This window comes from Brevundimonas sp. (genome assembly GCF_029946145.1).
In the GTDB taxonomy this organism is placed as follows: Bacteria; Pseudomonadota; Alphaproteobacteria; order Caulobacterales; family Caulobacteraceae; genus Brevundimonas.
The window spans coordinates 67,554-83,629 of record NZ_JAQSDY010000032.1; the positions used below are offsets into that span (position 1 = coordinate 67,554).

Annotated in this window: 15 protein-coding genes; 10 read left to right on the forward strand and 5 right to left on the reverse strand. The window is 68.0% G+C overall.

Annotated elements, in window-relative coordinates:
* Positions 1 to 100: 100 nt before the first annotated feature.
* Together PSV23_RS17185 and PSV23_RS17190 are read left to right on the forward strand one after the other, a co-directional pair.
* Entirely contained in the window at positions 101 to 646 is a 546-nt protein-coding gene (locus PSV23_RS17185) for a DUF2061 domain-containing protein (protein WP_300471540.1), read from the forward strand.
* A gap of 116 nt (positions 647 to 762) precedes the next feature.
* Positions 763 to 1,035 carry a DUF6289 family protein gene (locus PSV23_RS17190; protein ID WP_300471542.1) on the forward strand — a complete coding sequence of 91 codons (273 nt, stop codon included), beginning with the start codon at positions 763 to 765 and terminating at the stop codon, positions 1,033 to 1,035.
* 43 nt (positions 1,036 to 1,078) lie between these two features.
* Here the strand turns inward: PSV23_RS17190 and PSV23_RS17195 are convergent, their stop codons facing one another.
* On the reverse strand, positions 1,079 to 1,825 hold the full coding sequence (locus PSV23_RS17195) for an RlmE family RNA methyltransferase (RefSeq protein ID WP_300471544.1): 747 nt from the start codon (positions 1,823 to 1,825) through the stop codon (positions 1,079 to 1,081).
* A gap of 69 nt (positions 1,826 to 1,894) precedes the next feature.
* On the opposite strand from PSV23_RS17195, the gene PSV23_RS17200 reads away from it, so the two are divergent.
* The gene (locus PSV23_RS17200) at positions 1,895 to 2,359 is read left to right on the forward strand and encodes a peptidylprolyl isomerase (RefSeq protein WP_300471546.1); all 465 of its coding nucleotides are present in this window, start codon (positions 1,895 to 1,897) and stop codon (positions 2,357 to 2,359) included.
* A gap of 59 nt (positions 2,360 to 2,418) precedes the next feature.
* On the opposite strand, the gene PSV23_RS17205 is transcribed toward PSV23_RS17200, so the two are convergent.
* Positions 2,419 to 3,933: a tryptophan 7-halogenase gene (locus PSV23_RS17205; protein ID WP_300471548.1), complete on the reverse strand. Its 1,515-nt coding sequence runs from the start codon at positions 3,931 to 3,933 to the stop codon at positions 2,419 to 2,421.
* A gap of 54 nt (positions 3,934 to 3,987) precedes the next feature.
* Complete coding sequence (rnd, locus tag PSV23_RS17210) at positions 3,988 to 5,136, reverse strand: ribonuclease D (protein WP_300471550.1); 1,149 nt, start codon at positions 5,134 to 5,136, stop codon at positions 3,988 to 3,990.
* An 80-nt stretch (positions 5,137 to 5,216) separates the two neighbouring features.
* Here rnd and purM point away from each other — a divergent pair, with 80 nt between their 5' ends.
* Positions 5,217 to 6,266, forward strand: coding sequence for a phosphoribosylformylglycinamidine cyclo-ligase (gene purM / locus PSV23_RS17215; RefSeq protein WP_300471552.1), 1,050 nt, complete (start codon positions 5,217 to 5,219; stop codon positions 6,264 to 6,266).
* Here the strand turns inward: purM and PSV23_RS17220 are convergent.
* The gene (locus tag PSV23_RS17220) at positions 6,263 to 6,727 is read right to left on the reverse strand and encodes a hypothetical protein (protein ID WP_300471554.1); all 465 of its coding nucleotides are present in this window, start codon (positions 6,725 to 6,727) and stop codon (positions 6,263 to 6,265) included. The genes purM and PSV23_RS17220 overlap by 4 nt on opposite strands.
* Before the next feature lie 125 nt (positions 6,728 to 6,852).
* On the opposite strand from PSV23_RS17220, the gene PSV23_RS17225 reads away from it, so the two are divergent.
* The 5 genes from PSV23_RS17225 (at position 6,853) to PSV23_RS17245 (ending at position 13,121) form a co-directional block, all read left to right on the forward strand.
* Positions 6,853 to 8,232, forward strand: a complete 1,380-nt coding sequence (locus PSV23_RS17225; protein ID WP_300471556.1) for a M20/M25/M40 family metallo-hydrolase — start codon at positions 6,853 to 6,855, stop codon at positions 8,230 to 8,232.
* Complete coding sequence (gene purN / locus PSV23_RS17230; protein WP_300471558.1) at positions 8,232 to 8,828, forward strand: phosphoribosylglycinamide formyltransferase; 597 nt, start codon at positions 8,232 to 8,234, stop codon at positions 8,826 to 8,828. Before PSV23_RS17225 ends, purN begins: the two co-directional genes overlap by 1 nt.
* Positions 8,829 to 8,898: 70 nt before the next feature.
* The gene (locus PSV23_RS17235) at positions 8,899 to 10,962 is read left to right on the forward strand and encodes a M13 family metallopeptidase (protein ID WP_300471560.1); all 2,064 of its coding nucleotides are present in this window, start codon (positions 8,899 to 8,901) and stop codon (positions 10,960 to 10,962) included.
* A gap of 151 nt (positions 10,963 to 11,113) precedes the next feature.
* Positions 11,114 to 11,383, forward strand: a complete 270-nt coding sequence (locus PSV23_RS17240; RefSeq protein WP_300471562.1) for a helix-turn-helix transcriptional regulator — start codon at positions 11,114 to 11,116, stop codon at positions 11,381 to 11,383.
* The gene (locus tag PSV23_RS17245) at positions 11,376 to 13,121 is read left to right on the forward strand and encodes a SulP family inorganic anion transporter (protein WP_300471564.1); all 1,746 of its coding nucleotides are present in this window, start codon (positions 11,376 to 11,378) and stop codon (positions 13,119 to 13,121) included. The genes PSV23_RS17240 and PSV23_RS17245 overlap by 8 nt, the downstream gene beginning before the upstream one ends.
* Positions 13,122 to 13,127: 6 nt before the next feature.
* Here the strand turns inward: PSV23_RS17245 and ndk are convergent, their stop codons facing one another.
* The gene (gene ndk, locus PSV23_RS17250) at positions 13,128 to 13,547 is read right to left on the reverse strand and encodes a nucleoside-diphosphate kinase (RefSeq protein WP_300471566.1); all 420 of its coding nucleotides are present in this window, start codon (positions 13,545 to 13,547) and stop codon (positions 13,128 to 13,130) included.
* A gap of 144 nt (positions 13,548 to 13,691) precedes the next feature.
* On the opposite strand from ndk, the gene PSV23_RS17255 reads away from it, so the two are divergent.
* On the forward strand, positions 13,692 to 15,578 hold the full coding sequence (locus tag PSV23_RS17255; RefSeq protein ID WP_300471568.1) for an ABC-F family ATP-binding cassette domain-containing protein: 1,887 nt from the start codon (positions 13,692 to 13,694) through the stop codon (positions 15,576 to 15,578).
* Positions 15,579 to 16,076 lie beyond the last annotated feature (498 nt).

The following is a 16,076-nucleotide window of genomic DNA, read 5'->3' on the forward strand; positions in this document are numbered from 1 at the left end:
CGGTGAGCGGCATGGAACCGCAAGGGCCGCCCGCGCTTATCGCGATGATAAGAACAATTGCCTTGCCGGATGCGGCGCCGGCCCCACATCTGGGAGACCTATGGTCCGCACGCTCATCAGCACCGCCCGCCGCCTCGCGCTCAAGATCGCGAGCTATGGCGTGATGCACCTGGTGGTCGCCATCCTGGTGGCCTTCGCCATCACGCGTGACTGGCGGCTGGCGCTGGCCGTGGGCGTGGTCGAGCCCTTCTTCCAGACCATCGCCTATTCGATCCACGACCGCGTCTGGCACCGGATCGAGCGGCGCAGGATGCTGTCAGGGCTGGAGGAGGCCTCGGAAGCCTTCACAGCCCGGCTGGAGATCATGGACCCGTATGAACAGACGCGCGCCCACGGCCACCATGGCCACAGCCACGCCCTGCCCCGCTCGTTCAAACAGGTCGCGCTCAAGACCGTCACCTATGGCGTGATGCATTTCGTTGTCGCCGTGGCGGTGGCCTTCGCCCTGACCCGCGACTGGAAGATCTCGCTGGCCATCGGCATCATCGAGCCCCTGGTGCAGACGGTCTTCTTCACCGCCCACGACCGCATCTGGACCCGGATCGAGGCGCGGAAGGCGGCGCGGGCTTCGGCCCTGACGGCCTGAGCCAACGACTATCTGTCCACAGCGCCCCCTCAATCTCCTTCTGATTGTGCATGATCAGAAACACTACTTATGATAGGCAACCCGGGTCCCGATGGGGGACTTGAAGGAGGTTGTTCATGTACCCGCCAATCATCCGTTCGACTGCCGTACAGGCGAGCAAGGCTGCTGTCCTCGCAATCGCGCTCGCCGTCGGCTTCGGCGCCGCCCCGGTCGCCGCCTATCCTGCCTATTCCATCGAGATCGAGTACTTCTCGGACGCCACCTTCAATGACCCGGTCGGCGGACGCGGGATCACCTGTGGCGGCAATCAATGGCGTTGGGGGGAACAGACGGAGTTCGCCCGTTCCTATTCGGAATCCTGCGATCGGCCGGAACCGGTTCAGTTCTGAGGCGTCGGGAAGGGTTGGATTTCCGGATCCAACCCTGACCCCCTCATTCTCCCGAACGTCCCGCCTGCCCTGATCCCGGCGGCTTTCGGTTCATCGCCACCAGGAAGACCTCGGCGCTGTCCTTCCGGCTCGACGCCGGCTTGACGTATTTGACCGTCTCGAACTCGGCGCGCAGCCGGGCCAGCACGCCGCCGGCGTCGCCGCCCTGGAAATTCTTCGACACGAAATGGCCGCCCGGCTTCAGCGTGCGGATGGCGAAGTCGGCGGCGATCTCGATCAGGGCGATGATCTTCAGGTGGTCGGTCTGACGGTGGCCGACGGTGTTGTGGGCCATGTCGGACAGGACCAGATCGGGCGGCCCGCCCAGCAGGTCGATCATCTGCTGATCCACGCCCGGATGGGTGAAATCGGCCTGGATCATGATGGCGCCGGGCACCGGCTCGACCGGCAGCAGATCGACGCCGACCACCGAGATCGCGCCGCGCTTGCCCGCCACCTGGGCCCAGCCGCCGGGCGCGGCGCCCAGGTCGATGACCCGGCTGCCGTGTCTGATCAGGTGAAAACGGTCGTCGATCTCCAGCAGTTTGAAGGCCGCGCGGCTGCGCCAGCCCTCGGCGCGGGCGCGCTCGGACCATTTGTCGGACAGCTGGCGTTTGATCCATTGCTGGCTGGACATCGACTTGGTGTCCGCCGTCTTCATCTTGGTGCCCATGCCGCGGCCGGCGGCGGTCCCGCCCGAGGGCGGGCGCACCATGCGGCGTCGTTCTACGGGCTTTTCTTCGTCGCTCATCGCATCCACATAGCCCCGGAGGGGTTTGCGGGCTATGCACCCGCGACAATTCACAAAGGAGCGCGCCCGATGGCCGACGAAACCCTGACCTTCACCCTGGACACCGGCGACGGCGTCGACCGCGACGTCGTGATCAAGCTGCGCCCCGACCTGGCCCCGGGCCACGTCGCCCGCATCACCGAACTGGCGAAGGAAGGCTTCTACGACGGCGTGGTCTTCCACCGCGTCATTCCGGGCTTCATGGCCCAGGGCGGCGACCCGACCGGCACCGGCACCTCGGGCTCGAAGAAGCCGAACCTGAAGGCCGAGTTCTCGAAACAGCGTCACGCCCGCGGCGTCTGCTCCATGGCCCGCACCTCGGATCCCAACAGCGCCAACAGCCAGTTCTTCATCTGCCTGGATGACGCCTCCTTCCTCGACGGCCAGTACACCGTCTGGGGCGAGGTCATCGAGGGCATGGACAATGTCGACGCCCTGCCCAAGGGCGAGCCGCCCCGCTCGCCGGGCAAGATCGTCAAGGCGACGGTCAGCTAAAATCACGGGGCCGCTTCGCAAGAAGCGGCCCTTTCTTCATGGCGACGGATCGCGGTCGGTCAGCCCTGCGACCGGGCCAGAGCGTCGTCGTGGGCCGGCATGGCGGCGGCCGCCCGCCGGATGGCTTCGCGCAGCCCCGCCAGCCCCGGGATCAGCCGCGCGTCCGGGGCCTTGTCCGCCAGCGGATGGTGACGTTCAGGCGTCACCCCCTGCCCCAGCAGGACCGCGACCCAGCTGGGGTGCATGAACAGGCCCTCGCGGTCCAGCCGCACCGCGCCCCGGCTCCTGAACAGCTCGATCTTCTCCGCCAGGCTGTCAGGCGGCGCCATCGTGCGCACGTGGTCCCACAGCGGGGAATCGTCCCGCCGGGTGGCGTGGTAGTGCAGGATGATGAAGTCGCGGACGCGTTCCGCCTCCATGTCCATCGTCCGGTTGAATTCCCCACTGTCGACCGGATCGAACATCCGGTCCGGCCACAACTCTATCAGCGTCGTGATGGCCTTCTGGATCAGATAGATGCTGGTGGACTCCAGCGGTTCGATGAACCCCGCTGACAGGCCGACGGCGACGCAGTTGCCGATCCAGTTGCGCGTTCGTTGGCCGGCCTTGAAGCGTAGGTGGTTCGGCTCGGCCAGCATATCGCCTTCCAGCCGCCCGATCAGCGCCGCGGCGGCCGTCTCGCGGTCCATGACCTCGCTGGAGTAGACATAGCCGTTGCCGACCCGGTGTTGCAGTGGGATGCGGAACTGCCACCCGCCCTTGAGCGCGGTCGCGCGGGTATAGGGCGTCCCCGCCCGGCTCAGGGCGCAGGGGATGGCCACGGCGCTGTCGCAGGGCAGCCAGTGCGACCAGTCCGCAAAGCCGGAGCGCAGGGTCTGTTCGATCAGCAGACCACGGAACCCCGAGCAGTCGATGAACAGGTCGCCCTCGATGGTCTCGCCGCGCTCCAGGGTCACGGAGCGGATCAGACCCCGCTCGTCCTGATCGACCTTCACCACCCTGCCCTCGACCCGCGTCACGCCGGCGGCTTCGGCCCGGCCGCGCAGGAAGGCGGCGTAGAGCCCCGCGTCCATCTGGTAGCCGTAGGTGAAGCTCGAACCCAGCGCGCCCGGCTCGCTGGCCGGATGCGTGAATCGCTCTTTGCGGGCCATCACCGCCGGCAGCGAATAGTCGTCGATCGAGCCGACATCCGCGGTGCGCGACGCCTTCAGCCAGTAGTGGTGGAACGGCGCCTCCTCATTGCCGGCTCCGTGGACGCCGAACGGATGGAAATAGGTTTCGCCTTCCGCACCCCAGTTCTCGAAGCGGATGCCGAGCTTGAAGGTCGCCCCGGTCGCCCGCATGAAATCCGCCTCGGTCACCTCGATGCTGGCGTTGAAGGCCCGGAAGTGAGGCAGGGTCGATTCGCCCACCCCGACCGTCCCGATTTCGGCGGACTCGACCAGCGTGACCTTCAACCGGCCCGGATCGACCAGCCGGTTGATCGCTGAAGCCGCCATCCAACCGGCCGTGCCGCCGCCAATGATCACGACCGAGCGGATGCGCCGGTCGCCGGTCGGGTCTGCGGTCGACATGTCGATTTCCTCGTCCCGCCATTCGGGGGACAGACCTGTACGGCCGTGAGTGGGCTACTCGATCTCGACCACCTCGACCCGGGCGCCGTTCAGCACCAGGGCGATCTCGCCGCGCTTGAGCTTCAGCGCGTCCTCGCCGAACAGCTGGCGACGCCAGCCCTTCAGCGCGTCGACGTCGGCCTCGTCGTCCAGGGCGATCTTCTCGAGATCGGCGACATTGGCCAGCAGCTTGGTCGCCACCCCGGCGTTGTCGCTCTTGGCCTTCAGCAGGACCTTCAACAGCTCGACCACCGACGGCGGAGCCGGCTGGTTGTGGGCGGGGCGCTCCAGCTTGGGCGCATGGGCTTCCGGGTCCTCCAGAACGCGCTTCAGTTCGGCGGACAGTTCGAGGCCGAGGCGCGAGGCGCCGAAGCCCTTGGGCACGGACCGCAGGCGGTTGAAGGCGTCGGCATCCGTCGGACCCTGGGCCGCGATCTCGTCGATGGCCTCGTCCTTGAGGATGCGCCCGCGCGGCTGGTCGCGTTCCTGGGCCGTGCGCTCGCGCCAGACGGCGGTGGCGACGAAGGCCGAAAGATATTTCGCCGACCATTTCTTGGGCTTCAGCCGCTTCCAGGCTTTTTCCGGATCGGTGTCATAGAGGGCGGGATCGGTCAGATCCTCCATCTCGGCCATGACCCAGTCCAGACGGCCTTCCTTCTGCAGCCGGTCGCGCAGCTTGGGATACAGGGCCGCAAGGTGGGTCACGTCGCCCAGCGCATAGACCAGCTGGGCCTCCGACAGCGGACGGCGGGCCCAGTCGGTGAAGCGGCTGCCCTTGTCGACTTCCTGACGCAGCATCTGGCGGACCAGGGCCTCATACGAGACCTGATCGCCGAAGCCGGCGGCCATGGCCGCCACCTGGGTGTCGAACATCGGCCTGGGCATGGCGCCCAGCTTGACGAAGATTTCCGTGTCCTGACGGGCGGCGTGGAAGACCTTGATGATCTTCGGATCGCGCAGCAGGTCGAGGAAGGGCTCCAGGTCCAGACCCTCGGCCATCGGGTCGATGATGGCGGCGTCCGTGGCCGACGCGGCCTGGATCAGGCAGAGGCGCGGCCAATAGGTCGTCTCCCGCATGAACTCGGTGTCGACGGTGATGAAGGGCTGGTCGGCCAAGCGTTCGCAGAATGCGCGAAGCGCCTCGGTGGTGGTGATCGGCGTCATTCGGATGCTATAGCCCCGCGCAATATGGTTGTGGCAAGAGCCGCCGCAGAAAACCTCCCACTGATTCAGGCCCGTGACCCATGAGCGACACCTCCGATTCCCGGAATGACGGCCTCAGGAACGGTCTGACCTATGCGGACGCGGGCGTCGACATCGACGCCGGCGAGATGCTGGTGGACGCCATCAAGCCTCTGGCGAAGTCGACGCGCCGGCCCGGCGCCGAGGCGTCGCTGGGGGGATTCGGGGCTCTGTTCGACCTCAAGGCCGCCGGATTCGAGGACCCGCTGATCGTCGCCACCACCGACGGCGTCGGCACCAAGCTGAAGATCGCCATCGAAACCGGCCGCCATGACGGCGTCGGCATCGACCTGGTGGCCATGTGCGTCAACGACCTGCTGGCCCAGGGCGCGGAGCCGCTGCTGTTCCTCGACTACTACGCCACCGGCAGGCTCGAGATCGACGCCGCCAAACGCGTCGTCGCCGGAATCGCCGAGGGCTGCCGTCAGGCCGGCTGCGCCCTGGTGGGCGGCGAAACCGCCGAAATGCCCGGCATGTACCAGGGCGGTGACTACGATCTCGCCGGCTTCTCGCTCGGCGCGGTCGAGCGCGGGCACGCCCTGCCGTACCTGGACCGCCAACAGGCGGGCGACCTCATCATCGGCCTCGCCTCCTCGGGTCCCCATTCGAACGGCTATTCGCTGATCCGCAAGGTGATCGAGAAGTCCGGCCTGTCCTGGGGCGACGACGCCCCCTTCGCCAAGGACCGCACCCTGGCCCAGGCGCTGATGGAGCCGACCCGCATCTATGTGAAGCCGGTGCTGCCGCTGATGAAGGCCGGACTGGTCAAGGGCGCGGCCCACATCACGGGCGGCGGCCTGATCGAGAACCCGCCCCGCTGCATCGCCGAGGGCCTGCAGGCCGGCTTCGACTGGGCCGCCTGGCCCATGCCGCACGTATTCCAGTGGCTGGGCGAGGTCGGGGGCATCTCGGATCACGAGCTGCGTCGCACCTTCAACTGCGGCATCGGCTTCATCCTGATCGTCGCCCCCGAGAATGCCGAGCCCGTGCTGGAGGCCCTGCTCAACGCCGGCGAGGTCGCCTTCGTCTGCGGGCAGCTGGAAGACGTCTAGCCCGCGTCCAGACTGCTCCAGGTCACCCGGACCACCGTCGCCCGTCCCTCGTTCTGGCGCACCGAAACCGTCACCCCGCCGCGGGTCCAGATCGGCCGGTTGGCCGGCTGATCAGCCTCGGGCGCGAAGCCCTGTTCGCGCAGGACCGGCTGGACCGAGGTCCGGACCCCGTCCAGACCGCCGCGACGCGCCTGGATGACGCACACCCTGTTGAGATTGCCGTCGTCGGCGCTGCCCGTCGTCGTCAGCCGCAGCAGATAAGCCTGGTCCTCGCTCTGGAAATTCAGCGTGTCCTCGTCCGCGGCGGGGGCGGAGACGAGTCCCAGCACCTCCAGCGCGGTCGCGTCCCGGGCCTCGCCCGTCACATAGGGCAGGCAGACGTCGGTCAGGATGCTGCGCGTCATGTCGGGCGGCGGCGCGGGCGAAGCTGCGAGCGCGGCCGCGAGAACAAGAGCGAGCATCAGGAAATCTCCGAGCGTCCGGCCACTGTTTCCGAGCCATGCGATCCGCGCAAGCGGCGCAGCGCCGTTGACCCGGAAGGACCCGCCCGGCAAGGTCCCCGCCTTCCCACCAAGCGAGGTCGCCGATGCGTGTGTTTTCTGTCGCCCTGACCGGACTGACGCTGATTTTCGCATCGGGCGCGGCGGCCCAGGCCCCGGTGCAGGAACAGGCGCTGCTGCATCAACTGGCGGATGACATCCAGCCGGAACGGATGCGCGCCGACATTCAGGCCCTGGTCGGCTTCGGCACCCGCCACACCATGTCCGAAACGCGGTCCGAAACGCGCGGCATCGGCGCGGCGCGGCGCTGGGCGCAAACACAGTTCGAGGCGATCAGCCGCGACTGCAATGGCTGCCTGACCATCGTCACCCCCTCGGACACCATCACCGGGCCCCGCGTGCCCACTCCGACCGAGGTGGTCGACATCGTCGCCATCCAGCGCGGAACCGGCGACCCCAGCCGCGTCATCATCATCTCGGGCCATATCGATTCGCGCGTCACCGACGTGATGAACTTCACCGCCGACGCTCCCGGGGCCAATGACGACGCGTCGGGCGTCGCCGCGGTGCTGGAGGCCGCGCGGGTGCTGTCGAAGCATCGCTTCGACGCGACCCTGGTGTTCGCCGCCCTGTCCGGCGAGGAACAGGGTCTGCTGGGCGGCAAGATCCTGGCTGACTACGCCCAGGCCCAGGGCTGGCGCGTCGAGGCCAATCTGAACAACGACATCGTCGGCAATTCCGAGGGCCAGTCAGGCGTGCGCGACACCACGCGCGTCCGCGTCTTTTCCGAGGGCACGAAAACCGTCGAGACCGAGGCCCAGGAGGAGCGCCGGCGCTACAACGGCGGAGAGGTCGACTCTTCCTCGCGCAATCTCGCCCGCTTCGTCGACGGAATGGCCGACCGCTATCTGGCCAATTTCGACGTCGATCTCATCTACCGGACGGACCGCTACGGCCGCGGCGGCGACCAGGTCGAGATGCTGCGTCATGGCTTCCCCGCCGTGCGCATCTCCGAGGGCGCCGAGAACTACGACCGCCAGCATCAGGACCTGCGCATCGAGAACGGCGTCGAATACGGCGACACCATCGAGGGTGTCGACTTCGCCTATCTGGGTCAGGTGGCGCGGCTGAACATCGTCTCGATGGCGGCCCTGGCCAACGCCCCGGCGAGTCCACTGGGGGTGACCATCGAAGGGGCGGTCAAGCCCGACACCACGATCAAATGGCAGGCGGTGCCCGGCGCGGCGGGCTATCGCGTCTGGTGGCGGTCCACCACCGCCCCGCAATGGACCCACAGCCGCTGGGCCGGAAACGCAACCGAACTGGTCCTGCGCAACATCGTCATCGACGACTTCTTCTTCGGCGTCTCGGCCGTGTCGGAGGACGGCTACGAAAGCCCCGTCGTCTTCCCGGGTCCGGCGGGCTCGTTCGTTTCGGTCGGCGACCCGGCCGCGCCGGCGCGCTGATGCCCGGAGTTCCGCCGGTCCGCGTGGCCGTCCTGATCTCGGGCGCGGGCTCCAACATGGCCGCGCTGATCGATGAGGGACAGCAGGCGGGCGCACCCTTCGAGGTCGTACTGGTCCTGTCCAACAAGCCCGACGCCGGCGGACTGGCGATCGCCCAGGGCAAGGGCGTGGCGACGTTTGAGATTGACCACCGGCCGTTCGGCACGGACCGCGAGGCGCACGAACGCGCCCTCGACGCCGCCCTGACCGCCCACGATGTCCAGGTGATCGCGCTGGCGGGCTATATGCGGTTGCTGACCCCCTGGCTGGTGGGCCGCTGGGCCGGGCGGATGCTGAACATCCACCCCAGCCTGCTCCCGAAATACCCCGGCCTCGACACCCACGCCCGCGCCATCACCGCTGGCGACGCCGAGGCGGGCTGTTCGGTGCATGTCGTGACCGAGGGTGTCGACGAGGGGCCGGTGCTGGGCCAGAGCGCCGTGCCGGTGCTGGCAGACGACACGCCGGCATCCCTGGCCCAGCGCGTGCTGGCGGCGGAGCACGCCCTCTATCCCCGGGCGCTGGCCGACTTCTGCCGCCAGATTAGAAGTTTGTAATATGCCGTCTTTCCCGGCGACAGAGACGGCGGCCTGAGTCAGGTTGCCGCCAATTTCAACGGGGGCTTTCATGCTCAGACTTCGACTCCTGGCCTGCGCCGCCGGCGCCGCGCTTACTCTTGCTGCGGGCTTCGCCCAGGCCCAGACCGCCCCGCCGATCGTCGAAATCCCCTCGGCGACCCAGGCCCGGATCGGCGAGTTCGGCTTCGACATCGGCGGCATGGACACCTCCATTCGCCCCGGCGCGGACTTCAACCGCTACGCCAACGGCACCTATCTGAAGAACACGCCGATCCCCGCCGACCGCACCTCGTACGGCGCCTTCCACATGCTGCACGACCGGTCGCAGGAGAATCTGCGCACCCTCATCGAGGAAAGCGCCGCCAATCCGACCACCAGCCCCGACGCCGCCCGCATCGGCGCCTTCTACGGCAGCTTCATGGACGAGGCGGCGGTCGAGCGTCTGGGCGCCTCGCCGCTGCAGGCCGACCTGGCCGAGGTCCGCGCCGCCGACACGCGCGAGGAGATCGCCGCCCTGATGGGCCGCACCCAGGGCGGCTTCGGCTCCAGCCTGTTCGGGGCCCAGATCTTCGAGGACCTGAAGGATCCCAAGACGATCACCGTCTACATCGGCCAGGGCGGCATCGGCATGCCCGATCGCGACTATTATCTGGAAGACAGCTTCGCGACCCAGAAGACGGCTTATCAGGCCTATGTCGCCAAGGCCCTCGAACTGGCCGGCTGGCCCGATCACGAGCAGGCGGCCACCGACATCGTCGCCTTCGAGACCCGGATCGCCGAACAGCACTGGACCCAGGTCCAGAACCGCCAGATCGACAAGATCTACAATCCCGCCACCGTCGCCGAACTGACCGCCGCCGCCCCCGGCTTCGACTGGTCGGCCTGGGCCCGGGGCGCAGGGATCGGCCATGTCCCCGTGCTGATCGCCGCCAACAACACCGCCTTCCCCGGCATGGCGCGCGTGTTCGCCGAGACCCCGGTCGAGACCCTGCAATCGTGGCAGGCCTTCCACGTCATCGACCAGGCCTCGCCCTGGCTGTCGAGCGCCTTCGTCGAAAACAATTTCAACTTCTACGGCAAGACCCTGGGCGGCCAGCCCGAGAACCGTCCCCGCTGGAAGCGCGGCGTGGAAAAGGTGGACGCCTCGCTCGGCGAGGTGCTGGGCCGCGAGTTCGTGGCGCGTCACTTCCCCGCCGAATCCAAGGCGCAGATGGAGGCCCTGGTCGCCAACCTGCGCCGCGCCATGACCGCCCGGATCGAGGGCCTCGACTGGATGAGCGCCGAGACGAAGCAGCAGGCGCTCTACAAGATGAGCCGCTTCGGGGTGAAGATCGGCTATCCCGACGAATGGCGCGAGTATGACGGTCTGCGGCTCGAGCCGGGCGATCTGTACGGCAACGTCGAACGGTCGGCGGCCTTCGAATGGGCCTTCAACCTCAACAAGCTGGGCAAGCCGGTGAACCCGCTTGAGTGGGGCATGACCCCGCAGACGGTGAACGCCTATTACAATCCGGTCCGCAACGAGATCGTCTTCCCGGCCGCCATCCTGCAGGCGCCCTTCTTCGATCCCAACGCCGATCCGGCGGTCAACTACGGCGGCATCGGCGCGGTCATCGGCCACGAGATCACCCACGGCTTCGACGACCAGGGCCGCAAGACCGACGGCGACGGCGTGCTGCGCGACTGGTGGACCCCCGAGGACGCCGCCAGGTTCGAGGCCCGCGCCGCCGTTCTGGGCGCGCAATACTCGGCCCTGACCCCGCTGGAAGGGGCCAGCGTCAACGGCGATCTGACCATGGGAGAGAACATCGCCGACCTGGGCGGCCTGCTGCTGGCGCTCGATGCCTACCGCATGTCGCTGAACGGGGCGGAAGCGCCGGTCATCAACGGCCTGACCGGTGATCAGCGGGTCTTCCTCGGCTGGGCCCAGGTCTGGCGCAACAACATCCGCGACGAGGCCCTGCGTCAGCAGGTCACTGTCGATCCGCACGCCCCGGCCCAGTACCGGGCCGCCGTGCCGCCGCGCAACATCGACGCCTGGTATGCGGCGTTCGGGGTCCAGCCGGGCGACGAACAATACCTCGCCCCCGAGGCCCGCGCCCGCATCTGGTAGGCGTATCCGGACACGATGGCGGCCCCGGCGAGTGATCGCCGGGGCCGTTTTCGTTTGCGACGGCTCGTGGTCCGGGCGGCGGCGTCCGTCGAAGACACTTGAGGTTTTGCCTCGCTCATGTGATGCTTCAGATACCACCAAAGAGGTTCTGATGATCACCGGCCCCCAGATTCGCGCCGCTCGCGCCCTGCTCGGGATCGACCAGCGTGAGCTGGCCCGCCTGTCCGGCCTGTCGACCCAGACCATCCAGCGGATGGAGGCCTGCGAAGGCTCGGTACGGGCCGTGGTCGACAGCCTCGAGAAGGTGATGACGGCCGTCTCCGGCGCGGGCGTCGAACTGATCGTCGAGGGCGCCCCGAGCCAGGGCGTCGGCTGCGGCGTCCGGCTGGTCGGCAGAAAGACGGCGGCGCGCGATGGCTGACTGGAAGCTGTTCCTGCCCAAGTCGGTCACCGTCCTGAGCCAGGGATACGGCCTGCCGGACTTCCGCGCGGATTCCATCGCCGGACTGACCGTGGCCGTGGTCGCCCTGCCCCTCGCCATGGCCCTGGCCATCGCCTCGGGCGCGGCCCCCGAGGTCGGCCTGATCACCGCCGTGGTGGCGGGCCTGCTGATCTCGGCCCTCGGCGGCAGCCGGTTCCAGATTGGCGGTCCCACCGGGGCCTTCGTGGTGATTGTCTACGGCGTCATCGCCCAGTACGGCTACGACGGCCTTCTGATGGCCACCCTCATGGCTGGCGGCATCCTGATAGCGGCCGGCCTGGCCCGGGTCGGCACCCTGATCAAATACATCCCCGATCCGGTCACCACCGGATTCACCAGCGGCATCGCCGTCATCATCATGGCGAGCCAGATCAAGGACATCCTCGGTCTCGAGGCCGCCAACGTCCCCGCCGAACTGATCCCCAAGCTCGAGGCGCTGTGGGCGGTGCGCGACACCCTGAGCCTGCCCGCCCTCGGCCTGTCGGCCGCCTGCGTCGCCGCCATTCTGCTGCTGCGCCGCCACGCGCCCCGTCTCCCGGGCTTCCTCATCGTCACGGTTCTGGCCGCCGGCCTCGTCGCAGTCACCCAGTTGCCGGTCGAGACCATCGGCTCGCGCTTCGGCGAGATGAACGCCCGCCTGCCGACGCCCAGCCTCGACTTCTGGCGCTGGGACAACGCCATGGCCCTGCTGCCCAGCGCCCTGACCATCGCCCTGCTGGCGGGGGTCGAGTCCCTGCTGTCGGCCGTGGTCGGCGACCAGATGACCGGCCGGCGTCACCGGTCCAACGTCGAACTCGTGGCCCAGGGCGTGGCCAATGTCGCCTCGGCGGCGGTCGGCGGCCTGCCGGCGACGGGGGCTATCGCCCGGACGGCGACCAACATCCGCTCGGGGGCCCGCTCGCCCGTGGCCGGCATGCTGCACGCGGTCTTCCTGCTGCTCTTCATGCTGCTGCTGTCGCCGATGATGAAGCTGGTCCCCATGGCGGCGCTGGCGGCCATTCTCGTGGTGGTCGCGCTGAACATGGCCGAGGCGCACCGCTTCCGCCTGATCCTGCGCACCTCGCACGGGGATCGCGCCGTGCTGCTGGCCACCTTCGGCCTGACGGTGCTGGTCGATCTGACCGTCGCCATCGAGGTCGGCATGGTGCTGGCGGCCTTCGTCTTCATGCACCGGATGGCCGGACTGGCCTCGATCGAGGGCCGTCCCCCGATCATCGAGGGCGATGCGGAGGACCTTCATTCGGAGGCCGGCGGGCGCTACGCACCCAACCATGGCCTGCCCGACGACATCGGCGTGCTGACCTTCCGGGGGCCGCTGTTCTTCGGCAGCGCGGGCGTGGTCAAGGACGCGCTGGACCGGATCGGCGCGCGAAAACGCATCTATATCCTGCGGCTCGAGGAGGTTCCCCTGATCGATCCGACCGGCGCCTTCGCCTTCGGCGACCTGCTGAAGCGGCTGCTGGACGAAGGGGACGAGGTGCTGGTGGTCGGGGCCGGCCATGGCGTTCTGCGCGGCCTGCTGCAGACCACCCCCAAGGCCGTCCTGAAGCGGGTCCGTTTCGTCCGCACCTTCGAGGCCGCGCGCCGGCGTGTCCTCAACGGATCGCGGGGCCCGGACAGCGAAACGGCCGGCCCTCCGTCAGGAGAACCGGCCGCCAGTCAGGCTACGGCGGGGTGACCTGGTTCAGCCGACGATCTGGTCGTCGGTGAAGAACTGGGCGATCTCGATGCCGGCGTTCTCGATCGAGTCCGAACCGTGGACCGAGTTCTCGCCGATCGACAGGGCGAATTGTTTGCGGATCGTGCCGTCGGCGGCGTCCTTCGGGTTGGTGGCGCCCATGACTTCGCGGTAGGCGGCGACGGCGTTCGGGCCTTCCAGCACCTGCACCACGACCGGCTCGGCGGTCATCTGGCCGACCAGCTCGCCATAGAACGGGCGTTCGGCGTGGACTTCGTAGAATTTCTTCGCTTGCGCTTCGGTCAGCTTGACGCGGCGCTGGGCCACGATGCGCAGTCCGGCGGCCTCGATCACGGCGTTGATCGCGCCCGTCAGGTTGCGGCGCGTGGCGTCGGGCTTGATGATCGAGAAGGTGCGTTCGGTCATGGAGGTGACTTCTTGTTGGGAGATTGAGGGTCGCGGGCTTATAGCGGCGCCCTCCCCGGTTTCCAACCGCCACACAATTTTGCCTCTTTCGCGCGCCGCAAGGCGGTTCGATGCGTCAGCGGCCGCCCGAGATCACGACCGACCATGCTCCAGATCACCGACCTGACCTTCAACGCCTGGGGCCGCAAATTCCTCGAGGACGCCTCCGTCTCCCTGCCGCCCGGCGCCAAGGTCGGGCTGGTCGGCCGCAACGGCATCGGCAAGTCGACCCTGTTCAAGCTGATCCTCGGCGAACTGGCGGCCGGCGGCGACGAGATCAGCCTGCCGAAGACGGCCCGCATCGGCTCGGTCGACCAGGAACACCCGGCCACGCCCGTCAGCGTGCTGGAGACCATCCTCGAGGCCGATGAGGAGCGCCACACCCTGCTCGGCCGTCTCGAGACCGCCGAGCCGGAGGAGATGGGCGAGATCTGGACCCGGCTGATCGAGATCGACGCCGACGCCGCCCCCGCCCGCGCCGCCGAAATCCTCGTCGGCCTCGGCTTCGACCAGGAAAACCAGCAGCGGCCGATGTCCGAGTTCTCCGGCGGCTGGCGCATGCGCGTGGCCCTGGCCGCCGCCCTGTTCGCCGAGCCGGACATGCTGCTGCTCGACGAACCGACCAACTACCTCGACCTCGAAGGCGCCCTGTGGCTTGAGGCCCGCCTCAAGAAATACCCGCACACGGCCCTGATCATCTCCCACGACCGCGAGATGCTGAACGAGGTCTGCACCCACATCCTGCACCTCGCGAACCGCACGCTTGAGCTCTACACCGGCAACTACGACCAGTTCGAAAAGGCCCGCGCCGAAAAGGCCCGGCTGCAGATGTCGGCCAAGGCCAAGCAGGACGCCGAACGCGCCCACCTCCAGGCCTTCGTCGATCGCTTCAAGGCCAAGGCCTCCAAGGCCGCCCAGGCCCAGTCGCGCATGAAGCGGCTGGCCAAGATGCAGCCGGTGGCCACGACCATCGAGGAGCGCGTCGCGCCCTTCATCCTGCCGTCCCCGCCGCGTCCGCTGGCCCCGCCGCTGATCCGGCTGGAGCGCGCCAATGTCGGCTATGAGCCGGGCAAGCCGATCCTGCGCAATCTCAACCTGCGCATGGACCTGGACGACCGCATCGGCCTGCTGGGCGTCAACGGCGCCGGCAAGTCGACCTTCGCCAAGATGATCGCCGGGGCCCTGAACGTGTCCGAGGGCGAACTGCATCGCGACCGCAAGATGAGGGTCGGCTGGTTCCACCAGCACCAGATCGAGGCCATGGACCCGACGGACACGCCGCTGGAGATCATCCGCCGCGCCATGCCCGACGCCCCCGAGAGCGCCCGCCGGTCAAAGCTGGCGCAATGGGGCCTCGGCTATGAGAAGCAGGAAACCACCGTCGCCAGCCTGTCCGGCGGCGAGCGCGCCCGCCTGCTGCTCAACCAGGTGGCCATGGATGCGCCCCACATCCTGATCCTCGACGAACCGACCAACCACCTCGACATCGACAGCCGCCGGGCCCTGCTCGACGCCCTGAACGACTATTCCGGCGCCGTCATCCTGATCACCCACGACCGCTCGCTGATGGAGATGGTCGCCGACCGCCTGTGGCTGGCCGCCGAAGGCACGGTCAAGCCGTGGGACGGCGACATGGATGACTATGCGAAATACGTCCTCGACCGCGCGAAGATGGCCGCGGTCAAGCCGAGCCAGGTCAAGGAAGAGGCCGCTGTCGCGGCGCCTGCCCAGAACAACAAGGGCAAGAAGAACGAAAAGAAATCAGGCCCTTCTCCTTCGACCCTGCGCCATGCGGTGAAGAAGGCTGAAGAGCGGATGGCTCAGTTGACCGCCGAGATCGCCCGCATCGACGACGACATGGCCAACGCCTCGGTCAGCAATCCCAAGGCCCTCGAAGGCCTGACCCGCGCCCGCGCCAAAACCCAGGCCGACCTCGACGCCGCCGAAGCCGCCTGGGTCGCCGCCGAAGAAGCCCTGGCCGAGGTCAGCTGAACTTACCGTCTCCTCCTCATCAGATCGGAAGTGGTGCGGTTTCGAAGGACAGCCTCCCTTCCTGTCGTCATCCCGGGGCGCGCAGCGACCCCGGGACCCAGCGGCGCGCGAGAGCGCGAAGCTGTCGCGGACACAACTGACCGCCCCAGCGTGCGTGAACAGATCGCCTTCGGCGCCGCTGGGTCCCGGCCTTCGCCGGGATGACGACAGGAGATGGGCGAGGAATAAACTTCCAGCCAGACAGGTTTGCTTGGCCAACTTGCTGATCTGGCACGAGATCATGCGACAGGCAGCGTCATTTCGTAGCCGCAGGAAACACCCGTGCGATACTCCCCCTGTCCCGTCGCAAGGGAGGCGCAAAGGCCTTGCGATCTTTGGCGGCGGGATGTGGAGAAGCGGGGGCCCGGTTCCGGTTCGTCTTCGTCATCCCGGACTTGATCCGGGAGCAGGACGAGCGACGCCCGGGGTCTGATAACCAAACGGACGTCAGGGACGAGG

Coding starts and splice junctions, on each gene's coding strand:
- PSV23_RS17185 (WP_300471540.1), top strand. CDS start 101: ATGGTCCGCACGCTCATCAGCACCGCCCGCCGCCTCGCGCTCAAGATC.
- PSV23_RS17190 (WP_300471542.1), top strand. CDS start 763: ATGTACCCGCCAATCATCCGTTCGACTGCCGTACAGGCGAGCAAGGCT.
- PSV23_RS17195 (WP_300471544.1), bottom strand. CDS start 1,825: ATGAGCGACGAAGAAAAGCCCGTAGAACGACGCCGCATGGTGCGCCCG.
- PSV23_RS17200 (WP_300471546.1), top strand. CDS start 1,895: ATGGCCGACGAAACCCTGACCTTCACCCTGGACACCGGCGACGGCGTC.
- PSV23_RS17205 (WP_300471548.1), bottom strand. CDS start 3,933: ATGTCGACCGCAGACCCGACCGGCGACCGGCGCATCCGCTCGGTCGTG.
- rnd (WP_300471550.1), bottom strand. CDS start 5,136: ATGACGCCGATCACCACCACCGAGGCGCTTCGCGCATTCTGCGAACGC.
- purM (WP_300471552.1), top strand. CDS start 5,217: ATGAGCGACACCTCCGATTCCCGGAATGACGGCCTCAGGAACGGTCTG.
- PSV23_RS17220 (WP_300471554.1), bottom strand. CDS start 6,727: ATGCTCGCTCTTGTTCTCGCGGCCGCGCTCGCAGCTTCGCCCGCGCCG.
- PSV23_RS17225 (WP_300471556.1), top strand. CDS start 6,853: ATGCGTGTGTTTTCTGTCGCCCTGACCGGACTGACGCTGATTTTCGCA.
- purN (WP_300471558.1), top strand. CDS start 8,232: ATGCCCGGAGTTCCGCCGGTCCGCGTGGCCGTCCTGATCTCGGGCGCG.
- PSV23_RS17235 (WP_300471560.1), top strand. CDS start 8,899: ATGCTCAGACTTCGACTCCTGGCCTGCGCCGCCGGCGCCGCGCTTACT.
- PSV23_RS17240 (WP_300471562.1), top strand. CDS start 11,114: ATGATCACCGGCCCCCAGATTCGCGCCGCTCGCGCCCTGCTCGGGATC.
- PSV23_RS17245 (WP_300471564.1), top strand. CDS start 11,376: ATGGCTGACTGGAAGCTGTTCCTGCCCAAGTCGGTCACCGTCCTGAGC.
- ndk (WP_300471566.1), bottom strand. CDS start 13,547: ATGACCGAACGCACCTTCTCGATCATCAAGCCCGACGCCACGCGCCGC.
- PSV23_RS17255 (WP_300471568.1), top strand. CDS start 13,692: ATGCTCCAGATCACCGACCTGACCTTCAACGCCTGGGGCCGCAAATTC.